Consider the following 11,806-nt stretch of genomic DNA (forward strand, 5'->3'; position numbering starts at 1 on the left):
ATATCAAGCAAGGATGTGATGGAATTGATCAAGTTGTTAATTGCTGATGACGAGGCGCTGGTCTGTATCGGCTTGCAGTCCATGCTGAAGTGGGAGCAATATAATATAGAAATTGTCGGCATTGCACACAACGGGGCTCAAGAGGAAGAAATGATTGACACCCTTCGTCCTGACATCGTAATCAGCGATATAAAAATGCCAATTAAAAGCGGCTTAGAAGTTGCCAATGCGGTACGCAAAAAACACGGCCGGCTTCCGCTGTTCATCATCTTAACAAGCTACGAGGAATTCGAATACGCGCGTGGAGCGATTGAAGTGCAAGCCACAGATTATCTAGTGAAGCTAGAACTGACACCAGAGGCACTTGATGCCTCCATTCGGAAAGCAATTTCCCAGTTGGAGGCTTTTCAAACCCTAGACAGCTATCCCATGCTTGCTCATAGAGGCAATCTACAAGCTCAACGCGATAAATTTTTCATCCGCCTGTTCAATAACTTATTCGCAAATAAAAACCAGTACCTTTTGCAGAGAGATGATTTAAACCTTGAGCTCAAGGAACCTGCTTATCTAGTCTGCACTTGCCGTATTTTGGGGCCAGACAGTGTCCCGCCCCGCGGCGATAAAATGGTTGCTCTGTGTTCAAGTACCGTCCAAATGGCCAAAGATACGCTTACTTCCATAAGACCTTGTTATGTGAGCAGTCTGGACTTGCGCAATTTTGCTGTAACCCTGCCCGTCAACGGGACGGATTCACGGCAATGGATGCCTGAGATTGAAATGCTATTGACCCATATGGCCTCCATACTCCATAACTACTTCAATGTAAGGATCATCGGCGCGATCGGCTTTGCGGTCGAGGATCCTTATTTGCTGCGGGAAAGCTACCTCGCTGCGCGAAAAGCGCTTCCTGCTGCGGTTAAAGCACAGTCGTTTGTGTTTTTTGCCGAAGGAGAGTCGCTGGAGCAGGATCATCTGTTGTTTGATTTCTCCGAATTGCGTACAGAGATCCGCCGTGCTTTTGAAGAAATGGATACCCAAGCTTTATACGCCATTATCTCCAAAATGATCGAAATCTTCGACGGCCGGGCCGACCTGCTGGTTCCCGCCACTGATGCCGCCTGCAACATTCTGTACATGGCCACTTCACTGCTCGCAGACGGTGAGAACATTGTGGAACAAATTTTCGAAAATGAACCGGAGGGCTACCGGGCTATCTACCAGATGCATACGATTGAAGAGATCGCTGGCTGGCTGATCCAGTTCCGGGACGGTTGCTCAGACATCCTCTCTACCCGCAGACAAAGCTACAAGGAGCAGCTCGTCAAAAATGTCCAAGAGTATATTAAACGAAATCTCGGAACTAAGCTCTCGCTCAATCAAGTGGCTGATGTCTTCAATTTCAGTCCCAACTATCTGAGCCACCTTTTCTCCAAGGTTGCCAAGGTCAACTATGTGGAATATATCACGGAGATCAAAATCACGACAGCCAAAGAAATGATGGCACGTGGGGAAGGTCGCATCTACGAAATCTCACAGAAGCTGGGATATGAGAGTGCCTTCTATTTCAGTAAAGTTTTCAAAAAGGTAACCGGAATTTCCCCCAGGGAATACATGCAGCAACTTAAAGCAGATTCACCATCTGACCGAAGCCTCGGAGTGAACAACCGTTCTTGAGATCAAGAGATTATTAAGAATAATCCCACTTCGCAAAAATAAAGCCAATAAATCTGCAAGGAGCAGGCTCTGTTCCTTGCAGATTTATTGGCTTGCCATCACCCTCAGCAGCATCCCTAAGTATCACCCTTATTCCTGCAATTTTTTTATTTTTATTTTTAAACTAGCAAAATGCTAATACTCCGGTCTTTCTGCCCTAAAAGTCTACCAAAAAACCGCTTACGAGACACTTTCCCAGCTATTAAGACTGCTGTTCCCATATTGACTTTTCAACATATAGTAATTAAAATAAACAACGCACACTAAATATAGTATAGATACGATTTTTCAGTATTTATAGCTTATCCATTCAGTTTTCATACTATTTTCAATAGTTTTTAATATTTACAGGGGGACAGACACCATGCTAGTCGCGTATGATTCAAAAACAGGAAATGTCAGACGCTTCATCAGCAAACTTAAGTTGCCGGCTGTGCAGATTGAGGAGCATATGACGATTGATGAGCCCTATGTGCTTATTACATATACCACCGGCTTTGGACAGATTCCAGAAAAGGTGTCTACTTTCTTGAAGAACAATAATGCCAATCTGAAGGGCATCGCCGCCAGCGGCAATAAGAACTGGGGCGAGCTGTTCGCGCACAGCGCGGACTTGATTGCAGATCGGTATAACGTGCCCGTTATCGGTAAATTTGAGTTATCGGGTACATTTGGCGATGTAGAACGGATTAAACAGGAGGTGAGCCGGGTTGCGGCATATTGAATTAAACAACATGTTGATGAAGAGAGACGAAAGTGGCTTCTTTCAGCTAGACAAAGATCTTGAGGCAGTAGCCGAATTTATGCGGGATGTAGAGCGGCGGAGTCTGGTTTTTGCGAATACAAAAGCCAAGGTTGATTATATGATTGAACAGGATTTCTACGAGAATTTTTATGAACAGTACAGCACGGCGGAAATTGAAGAAGTCTACCAGATTACCCACGCCTACAACTTCAGTTTTCCATCTTATATGGCAGCTTCGAAATTCTACACGGATTACGCTGTAAAAACCAATGACCGCAAACAATATCTGGAGCATTACCCGGACCGTGTGGCGGCAGTCGCCCTTCACCTGGGACGCGGCAATGCCGATACTGCGGGGGTACTTGCCCGTTCGATGATGGAACAGCGCCTGCAACCTGCGACACCAACCTTCTTAAATGCCGGTAAGAGCCGGCGTGGTGAGCTCGTCTCCTGCTTCCTAATCGAAATGGACGACTCGCTCAATTCCATCAACTATGTGCTGAATACCTGCATGCAGTTGTCGAAGATCGGTGGCGGTGTGGCCGTTAACCTATCCAAGCTACGCTCCCGTGGTGAAACTATCAAGGGTGTTGAGGATGCTGCGAAGGGAATTATACCTGTACTTAAGCTGATGGAAGACGGCTTCTCCTATGCAGATCAGATGGGTCAACGTAAAGGATCAGGAGCAGCCTATTACAATATTTTTGGCTGGGACGTTCTGGAATTCCTCGACAGCAAGAAAATCAACGCCGACGAAAAAACAAGACTCAAAACCCTGTCCATCGGCCTGATTATTCCAAACCGCTTCTATAAGCTGGCGAAGGACAATGAAGCGCTGCATGTATTTGCTCCTTACAGTGTGTACAAAGCCTACGGCACGCATCTCGACGATATGGATCTGGATGACATGTATGATAAGCTGCTGGCCGATCCACGTGTCAAAAAGAAGAAAGCTATGAGCGCACGGGATATGCTGACCAAAATCGCCATGATCCAGCTGGAATCTGGCTATCCATATATCATGAACAAGAGCAATGCCAATGCGGCCCATGCCCTGAAAAACGTCGGACAGATCAAAATGTCCAACCTTTGTACTGAAATCTTTCAGCTGCAGGAGACCTCAGAGATTGCCGACTACGGACAGGAGAGTACAATCCGCCGCGATGTAAGCTGCAATCTGGCTTCCTTGAACATTGTTAACGTGATGGAACATGGCAAAATCCGTGAATCCGTACATGAGGGCATGATCGCCCTGACCGCTGTTAGCGATATGACCAGTATTTCCAATGCCCCAGGCGTAGCCAAAGCAAACAAGGAAATGCACTCTGTCGGTCTTGGCGTCATGAATCTGCACGGCTATCTGGCTAAGAACAACATTGCTTATGAAAGCGAGCAGGCCCGCGATTTTGCCCGGACCTTCTTTATGACTATGAATTTCCACTCGCTAGAGAAAAGCATGGAAATCGCTGCCGCCACGGGCCGATCTTTCCATGGATTTGAGGCTTCTGATTATGCTACGGGAGCTTATTTCGAGCGTTACCTGACTACCGATTACCGCCCGGTTACCCCAAGGGTACAAGAATTATTCGGAGATATTTATATCCCATCCCCAGCAGACTGGGAACAATTGCGGGATGCGGTAAAAACAAATGGCCTATACCATGCTTACCGTTTGGCGATTGCGCCAACGGCCAGCATTTCCTATATCCAAAACGCCACTTCAAGCGTTATGCCGATTGTTGAGCAGATTGAGACTCGGACTTATGCTAATTCAACTACTTATTATCCGATGCCGTACCTGCGGCCGGACAATGTGTTTTTCTATAAATCGGCTTACCAGATGGACCAGTTCAAGGTAATCGATCTGATCGCGGAAATTCAGCCCCATATCGACCAGGGTATCTCGACCGTTCTGCATGTTAACAGTGATGTTTCCACCAGAGAACTGGCTCGCTCCTACCTGTATGCGGCGCATAAAGGCTTGAAGTCGCTGTATTACACCCGGACCAAAAAGCTGTCCGTCGAGGAATGCCTCACCTGCTCGATCTAAAAGGAAGGCTATAGCCGCAGAAAAGGAGATTGCAATATTATGACCGCTATCCAAGCCGTTAACTGGAACCGTCCCGACGACGATTTCTCATTGATGTTCTGGAATCAGAACATTATGCAATTCTGGACGGACGATGAAATTCCATTATCCGATGATAAAATGTCCTGGCTCACGCTCAGTGAGCAAGAAAAGGACTCCTATATGAAGGTGCTGGGCGGCCTGACACTGCTGGATACGATTCAAGGCGGAGTCGGAATGCCACAGATTATGGAACATGTCGAAGGCCTTCAACGCAAAGCCGTACTGGGCTTCATGGGTATGATGGAACAAATTCACGCCAAATCGTACAGCAGTATTTTCACCACTTTGTCCTCTACAGAGGAGATCGACAGTGTATTCCGCTGGGTAGAAGAGAACCCCTTCCTCCAGTTCAAAGCGGAGACCATCTCACAATATTACAAAAACATAGACTCACCAAAAGACCTGTACCTCGCCATGGCAGCCTCCGTGCTGCTCGAGAGCTACTTGTTCTACAGTGGTTTCTTCTATCCCCTATATCTGGCTGGGCAGGGCAAAATGACTTGCAGCGGTGAGATCATCGACCTTATTCTACGGGATGAGAGCATCCATGGGGTATATGTCGGTGTGCTGGCACAGGAGATCTTTGACGGGCTCCCAGAAGACGAGCAACGCGAACTTCACCATACGCTGGTAGAATTGCTTCGACTGCTGCATGAGAATGAAGAGCGTTATACCGAGCAGATTTATGCCCCTATCGGATTGGTGGAAGAGGTTAAGACTTTCCTAAGATACAATGCCAATAAAGCGATGATGAATCTGGGCCATGATCCGCTATTTGACGAGGAAGAGATCAACCCGATTGTACAGAACGGGATCAGCACCCACACCAAGCAGCATGACTTCTTCTCGAAGAAAGGCAACGGATATGTCCGGGCGCTTAATGTGGAGCCACTGAAGGATGAAGATTTTCAATTTTAAATATAGATAAAACAAAAAGTGCGGAGAAAGCTCTCCGCACTTTTTGCTAACTCTATTTATTAGATTATTGCAATTTTTTCAGTACTGTTCTAGCTTCTTCATAGGTATCGTAAGCATCAGCAAAATCTCTGCCAAAAATACGTTTCAATTGCATTTTCCAAATTGGGTTTTTAGTTACATAAGCCCATCCTGCTTGGCCAGCTGCTTTCGCCATCTCACCTGTTGGAGCCAACATTGCTGCAACTTCAGGGGAAAGTACACTTGCAGATTCAGTTACATCAGTTGTACCCGTAAATTTAGGACTAACAAGCTTCATGATATTCTCAAAATCTTTCAAGTATCCTGGAACATCCTCAGCAGAAAAATCGATAGATACTACATCGATGTGGTTTTCACTTTTGTTGTACTTAATTGTGTATGACATAATTGTATTCCTCCAAGTTTTAATAGTTATTTTTTAATAATAGAAAGTAATGTATGTAACTCCAACAGACAAAAAATTTCTGCCCAGGCTTTTCAGTAACTTCTACTTTTGGCAACTGGGTTTGGAACAAACTGCCTTGTTTAAATGATGCCATATCGTTACAATCAATAGTTAATGACATCTATTTCCTGTATCGTTTTATTGCAACATCCTTTCTAATATATTTTAACTCATACCTATTACCTATATTATTATCGACAAATTTCTTTTTTTATTTATATTAAAATACAAATTTCTACAAATTCCAACATATTCATGGTTATATTTCCCTTAATTTCATACACAATTGTGTAATTCCGTTATCGTTTAGAAACAACTAAAAAAGGCTCTGCGTGCGCCTTCCAACTCCAGTCCATTCATCCTACAGGATATTCGAACAGGAATACGCCGCAAAGCCTTCAATACTAGATGCTTATATAAGTAAATTAATCCGTCTAATTACTTAGTTGCGGAGTAGCCCCCGTCAATCACATGTGCTGTACCTGTAATAAATGAAGCCTCATCACTTAGAAGGAAACAGGCAAAAGCAGCTACTTCCTCAGGCGTACCATATCTGCCCAAAGCCGTTCCAGAAGCGATAAGAGATTGAAGCATCTCTACATCATCAGACAACAGCTTTTCGTATCTGTTCATGGTTGGTGTAGGAATAGGACCAGGGCAAATAGCATTTACTCTGATATTACGGTGACCCACTTCTTTAGCAACCGATTTAGTCATGCCCACAATGGCGTGTTTACTTGCTGAATAAGCTGCATCATTTGCCATCCCAATAAAAATACCATGCAAGGAGGAACAGTTTAGAACGGAAGCACCGGATTTCATATGTGGTAATGCATAATGCAACATGTAGAATTGGCCATTAAGATTTGTCTGAATCACCTTTTGAAACAATATCGGATCATATTCTGTAACATCCGCATTATCTCCTGTAATTGCTGAGTTATTATAAAGGCAATCAATCTTTCCATAAGCTGCTAAGGTTTGATCTACGATATTTTTGCAGTCTGCTTCAACTGAAACGTCTGACCGCACAAACAGCGCTTCTCCACCTAAAGCTTTGATTTCTTCGACTGTGTTAGCGCCAGCATCTGATCGATTGGCAACTACTACAGTACCACCCTCTCTTGCTACTCTCAATGCTGTAGCTTTTCCGATTCCGGTACCAGCACCCGTAATAATAACTACTTTGTTTTCAAATCTGTTGCTACTCATTATGCGCACCACTTTCTTATGTCTTTTTCAGGAAGAGGATTTGAACCTCATAGACCCTAATGTCACCTGATATAATGTGGATTGGAACATTTTTGCAGAAAAATCGACAAAATTATCCTCTATATGACAACTTTATTGTATTTAATTGTATATAGCAATCAATATTTTAATCTACTTTTCCAACAATTGAGAATTTGGTTTTGATCGTCATAAAAAATACACCCCTTAGAATTTCATCAGATAAACCAGAAGTTTTATCCAATGTTATTCTAAGAGGTGTAATAAACCGCTACCTCACTCCACGAACTGGGACGTCGATTCGAACTTGACCTCCACCCGTCAGGGGAGAATTGCTAATATGCAGACTACCCAGATGCTGCCTGACAATGGTGTCGGCAATGTAAAGTCCCAATCCATAGTGACTTTTGGAGGTACGGCTACTGTCCCCTTGATAAAACTGCTTAAGTGCTGATTGGAGTCCTTCACTCGTAAATCCTGATCCACTGTCTGTTACCGTTATACTCCACCGATCTTGTTTTGCCTCAACCTGCAAATAAATCACACTCTCATACGGGGAATACTCTACCGCATTAGCGAGTACATTCATCACAGCCCGATGAAGTAGCTCATCGTCAATCAACACCTCAGGGGGCAGATTATTGTCCTGGTGAAATTCTATCTGAAGACGCTTAGGGACAACCAACGCATCTAACTGCATACGAATTTGCTGGATAAAGGCATCCGTTGCAACCCATTTAGAGCGGGGAGAAATTTGTTTTCTTGTATTAGAAATCTCAATAAGTGTTGCCATGTATTGTTCGATTTGATCTACATTTTTGGAAATATACCCTATATATTCTTGCTGATTCTCTGCTAAATCTGAGTCTATCAGCAAATCTGCATTTCCTTGAATAATCGTAAGAGGAGTCTTAATGTCGTGGGCAAGCGCAGAAATCTGCTCTTTTTTCATTTGTTCCAGATTCCATTGCTGTTCTAGTGACTTTTTCAATTCCTCTCTCAGCTGTTCCAGGGATGATAGCACCTCATCAATTTCACTGACCCCAGAATACACGACAGTAAAATCCAAATTTTTAGCTTCAATGTGATGTGCAGCTTCCTGCAAGGAAGCCATTTTTTGACTCAGTCTTCGAGCGAAAAATCCAGAAATCAGAATAACTTCCAGTAACATCAGAACTACAAAAAACAGCAATAGCGTTAATTGCGGATTAGGCAACGTGTTATGCAGAAAATTTGAGGTGAACTGCGGTACAATTGCATATTGCAGTACGATAACCTCATGCTCCCGCTCAATCACATCGGTGCAGTTTGTACCCATAAGATTGCAACTGCTTTGATTCTTCTGCAATATATCTAGAGCGCGTTCTTTAGGAATATTTCCTGAAATATAGTTCTTTTGCTGATCCAATACCGCATATTCCGCTCCCCAAGGGATCATTTCTTCCGTAATTTGTGGCGCACGCTGCAAAACATCCCAAGACTTTGCAATGGATTGCTCGGTATGGTTTGCTGGAACAATCATTCCATACTGCATTAAGAGAGTAAATACCCCTAAACACAGAAATGCCAATAATAGAGTACACGCACCTAATGATAATAAATATTGAATGAAGACTGTACGGAGCCGTATTCGTTTCACACCCATTTGTAACCTATCCCCCAAACGGTTTCAATCGGTGAAACCTCCCTCGCACTCAGCTTACTGCGGATATTTTTCACATGTTCTGTAATAGTTGAGCTATCGCTTTCTCTGTCATAGCCATAAACCGATTCATAAATTTGTTCTTTGGAAAAAACCTGACCTTTATTTCTAGCAAGAAATTCACATATCTGATATTCACTTTTAGTGAGATTTATTTTCTCTTTATCAACAAAAATCTCCTTTGCCGAGAGATTGAATTTCACTCCAGATGCGCTTAACATATGATTTTTCTCTCGATTTTCACGCCGCAAATGAGCGTTCACCCGAGCCTTCAACTCGCCTGCACGAAAAGGCTTCACGATATAGTCGTCTGCACCTACACTAAGTCCAAACATAATATCCGTTTCCATTGATTTAGCTGTAAGAAACAGAATCGGACAGTCTACGATATCCCTGATTTGAGTACAGAGCTCAAAACCATCGATATCTGGCATCATCACGTCCAACAGGATTAAATCAAATGTCGAGTACTCATTCAAAGGCATATGTCGTGCACTTGTTTTTATCGTAACCCTATGGTGATCTTTGCTAAGAATATTATTTACTAGCGCCAAAATATCAGGTTCATCATCTATTATTAAAATATTAGCCAGTGACCTCACTCCTATTTATTCATATGATTTCCTACCCTGAAAGTAATGAAACCATATCAAGCCTAACACTGCCATTACCATTGTACTAATAAGTATAGCAGGTACGGAATGAAGAAGTTGCAGCTTCAATACTTCCGTTTCAATGAGCCTGTTGGGTTGAGCATAAAATAAGGGAAGTTGAATCATCCGCATCGACCAGGCCCACGGTATGTATAACCACACTTTATCGCCTACAATTGTTCCACCTACGATAGCTGCAATTAGCGTACCTGCACTACCCACCGTTAGAGAAAGTCCCATGCCTCCAGCATAACTTAAGATGAGATGAAAGATCATTAAGATTAGAGCAGTGCCTACTACCCAACAAGCTCCTTGCCAGAATATTAGATATTGTATCCGCTCTATATGCAAAATTTTTTTCATGCCCAGTATTAGAATTGATGTTGAACCGAATACGATCCATATCATCGCCAAGATTATGAACCCTAGTTTTCTTATATAACACTTCGGACGTGAAAGAGCACTTAATAGATTATAGAATCCCCCTGCCCCCTCCTCTAAACCACTCATTAAAGCAGAGAATAATCCTATCCCAACAGGCAACCCAAAGGCTATTAATGAAAAATAACCATCATAGATGTGAAGCTGATCCGCACGCTGTGAAAAATACCAAAGTACCATCATCGGATATAGAACAGGAACAAGGAATATCAACCAACGAATTGCAGTGTGCTTAGTCATCAACCATTCAGCTTGTAATAGTCGGAGTATCACCATCTCTATCGCACCTCTCTTCTACTAAACCAGCAGCTAGTTAAGGTGAGGGTCACCAAAAAGAATACCAGCGACACCACAATTCCAGGTAAAATAACCGAAGAGTCTCTTAGAGCATCCTGTGCTGAAAGAGCCACACCATTGGGACGCACACCAACAATGGGACACATTAACCTTAAAGCCCAACTCCACGGAACATAAATCCATGAAGGTTGATCCGCTGCTAGTACACTCACAATCATCCCAAACAGACCTGCAAGAATAGATACTACCGCCCCAAATTGTTCGGCTAAGAATAGATAGATTGGAATCATCCCCAAAGAGGTCAACCAAACAACAATAGCAGCTGTTATAATTTCAGATAAGGCTGCTGCACCCAAAGGAAACAAAAGACCAGATAGGTACATTACTGCAATAAGAAGCAGCGAAGACAGCAACAAATAATATGACACCACAATTATTTTACTGAGCCAAAGTTTAGCGATACTAATTCCATGACTGCTTAAGCTACGGTACCCTCCAGCCTTACGATCCTTGTTATTCGATAGTGTAGACAACAAAGCAGATCCTATGGTCATGAATAACAGCGGCCACCAATTAAATACCATTTCCATAAAATAGTGGTCTTCCGTTTGCAGGTTCTGTTGTGTGAAAAATGAAAATAGAAGAAAAAACAGTGGCACCGCAACAATCAATTTTCGCGAAAATGTTCGTTTGAATTTAAGATTTTCAGATAACAGATAGTGGATCATCTTGTTACCTCCTGTCTGTTCCGAGTCACGACTTCCATGAACAATTTCTCCAAATCATCACCAGGATATATTGCATTCTGATACCCCAGAACACCATTACTAATGATCCCAATATGATCGGCAATTTGCTCCACCTCATGAAGAATATGACTCGATAAAATGACTGTAATCCCTTGTGCAGGAAATGAGCGTATAAGCTCACGTAATTCCTGAATCCCAATGGGATCAAGCCCATTTGTCGGTTCATCCAGAATCAAGAGTCTAGGTTGATTTAACAAGGCGATCGCAATCCCGAGACGTTGCTTCATGCCCATAGAGAATTGTCCCGCTCTTTTTTTGCCTGTTGTTGTTAAATCAACAATTTCAAGAACTTCCCGAATCCGAGAATCCGGTAAGTTTAATATTGTCGTATGTACCTTCAAATTTTGGGCAGCAGTCAAATTCCCGTAAAGTGGCGGGGACTCAATCAGCGCTCCAATGTGTAGTAAATCCTTACGTGTCCATGGATGACCGTCAAATAAAATTTGTCCTGACGTCGCTCGAAGAATCCCTGTTATCATTTTTAGAGTCGTCGATTTACCTGCGCCGTTTGGGCCTAGCAGTCCATAAATCGAATTAGTTTTTACGGTTATGCTGATATCGCTAACCGCACGCTGCCCCCTGAAACTCTTGGATAAATTATTAGTTTGTAAAATATACTCTCCCATCCTATATCATCCTCTCATTTGCTATACGTTGATCATATATAGCAAATCTAAGGACTT

The 11,806-nt window shown here is 43.0% G+C and carries 11 protein-coding genes; 4 read left to right on the forward strand and 7 right to left on the reverse strand.

The genetic code is table 11. The features are described from left to right. Positions 1 to 24: 24 nt before the first annotated feature. The 4 genes from MHI15_RS16190 to nrdF all read left to right on the forward strand — a co-directional run bounded on the left by MHI15_RS16190 (position 25) and on the right by nrdF (position 5,507). A complete protein-coding gene (locus tag MHI15_RS16190; RefSeq protein WP_076185377.1) occupies positions 25 to 1,674 on the forward strand; it encodes a helix-turn-helix domain-containing protein in 1,650 nt (549 codons plus the stop codon). A gap of 403 nt (positions 1,675 to 2,077) precedes the next feature. Next, on the forward strand, positions 2,078 to 2,437 hold the full coding sequence (gene nrdI / locus MHI15_RS16195; protein WP_036675861.1) for a class Ib ribonucleoside-diphosphate reductase assembly flavoprotein NrdI: 360 nt from the start codon (positions 2,078 to 2,080) through the stop codon (positions 2,435 to 2,437). Further along, the gene (gene nrdE / locus MHI15_RS16200; protein ID WP_076185378.1) at positions 2,424 to 4,508 is read left to right on the forward strand and encodes a class 1b ribonucleoside-diphosphate reductase subunit alpha; all 2,085 of its coding nucleotides are present in this window, start codon (positions 2,424 to 2,426) and stop codon (positions 4,506 to 4,508) included. The genes nrdI and nrdE overlap by 14 nt, the downstream gene beginning before the upstream one ends. A 39-nt stretch (positions 4,509 to 4,547) precedes the next feature. Continuing rightward, positions 4,548 to 5,507 (forward strand): class 1b ribonucleoside-diphosphate reductase subunit beta, encoded by a 960-nt coding sequence (gene nrdF / locus MHI15_RS16205; protein ID WP_076192948.1) that lies wholly within the window; start codon positions 4,548 to 4,550, stop codon positions 5,505 to 5,507. A gap of 64 nt (positions 5,508 to 5,571) precedes the next feature. Here nrdF and MHI15_RS16210 read toward each other — a convergent pair whose 3' ends face one another. The 7 genes from MHI15_RS16210 to MHI15_RS16240 form a co-directional block, all read right to left on the reverse strand. Further along, complete coding sequence (locus MHI15_RS16210) at positions 5,572 to 5,931, reverse strand: hypothetical protein (RefSeq protein ID WP_036675871.1); 360 nt, start codon at positions 5,929 to 5,931, stop codon at positions 5,572 to 5,574. Positions 5,932 to 6,429: 498 nt separating this feature from the next. Then, entirely contained in the window at positions 6,430 to 7,203 is a 774-nt protein-coding gene (locus MHI15_RS16215; protein WP_036675873.1) for an SDR family NAD(P)-dependent oxidoreductase, read from the reverse strand. 289 nt (positions 7,204 to 7,492) lie between these two features. Beyond that, positions 7,493 to 8,755: a HAMP domain-containing sensor histidine kinase gene (locus MHI15_RS16220; RefSeq protein ID WP_175619973.1), complete on the reverse strand. Its 1,263-nt coding sequence runs from the start codon at positions 8,753 to 8,755 to the stop codon at positions 7,493 to 7,495. A gap of 101 nt (positions 8,756 to 8,856) precedes the next feature. Further along, positions 8,857 to 9,516, reverse strand: a complete 660-nt coding sequence (locus tag MHI15_RS16225; protein ID WP_076125504.1) for a response regulator transcription factor — start codon at positions 9,514 to 9,516, stop codon at positions 8,857 to 8,859. A 15-nt stretch (positions 9,517 to 9,531) separates the two neighbouring features. After that, the gene (locus tag MHI15_RS16230; protein ID WP_341164610.1) at positions 9,532 to 10,293 is read right to left on the reverse strand and encodes a lantibiotic immunity ABC transporter MutG family permease subunit; all 762 of its coding nucleotides are present in this window, start codon (positions 10,291 to 10,293) and stop codon (positions 9,532 to 9,534) included. A gap of 2 nt (positions 10,294 to 10,295) precedes the next feature. Beyond that, positions 10,296 to 11,042 carry a lantibiotic immunity ABC transporter MutE/EpiE family permease subunit gene (locus MHI15_RS16235; RefSeq protein WP_076279527.1) on the reverse strand — a complete coding sequence of 249 codons (747 nt, stop codon included), beginning with the start codon at positions 11,040 to 11,042 and terminating at the stop codon, positions 10,296 to 10,298. Continuing rightward, a complete protein-coding gene (locus MHI15_RS16240) occupies positions 11,039 to 11,749 on the reverse strand; it encodes a lantibiotic protection ABC transporter ATP-binding protein (protein WP_076308038.1) in 711 nt (236 codons plus the stop codon). The genes MHI15_RS16235 and MHI15_RS16240 overlap by 4 nt, the downstream gene beginning before the upstream one ends. Between the last annotated feature and the right edge of the window lie 57 nt (positions 11,750 to 11,806).

The sequence above is a fragment of the Paenibacillus sp. FSL H7-0918 genome, from assembly GCF_038007025.1.
GTDB lineage: Bacteria > Bacillota > Bacilli > Paenibacillales > Paenibacillaceae > Paenibacillus_AQ > Paenibacillus_AQ odorifer.

Excerpts from the sequence above, each read along its gene's own strand:
- nrdI (WP_036675861.1), top strand. The coding sequence starts at position 2,078 with ATGCTAGTCGCGTATGATTCAAAAACAGGAAATGTCAGACGCTTCATC.
- nrdF (WP_076192948.1), top strand. The coding sequence starts at position 4,548 with ATGACCGCTATCCAAGCCGTTAACTGGAACCGTCCCGACGACGATTTC.
- MHI15_RS16210 (WP_036675871.1), bottom strand. The coding sequence starts at position 5,931 with ATGTCATACACAATTAAGTACAACAAAAGTGAAAACCACATCGATGTA.
- MHI15_RS16215 (WP_036675873.1), bottom strand. The coding sequence starts at position 7,203 with ATGAGTAGCAACAGATTTGAAAACAAAGTAGTTATTATTACGGGTGCT.
- MHI15_RS16220 (WP_175619973.1), bottom strand. The coding sequence starts at position 8,755 with ATGCAGTATGGAATGATTGTTCCAGCAAACCATACCGAGCAATCCATT.
- MHI15_RS16230 (WP_341164610.1), bottom strand. The coding sequence starts at position 10,293 with ATGGTGATACTCCGACTATTACAAGCTGAATGGTTGATGACTAAGCAC.
- MHI15_RS16235 (WP_076279527.1), bottom strand. The coding sequence starts at position 11,042 with ATGATCCACTATCTGTTATCTGAAAATCTTAAATTCAAACGAACATTT.
- MHI15_RS16240 (WP_076308038.1), bottom strand. The coding sequence starts at position 11,749 with ATGGGAGAGTATATTTTACAAACTAATAATTTATCCAAGAGTTTCAGG.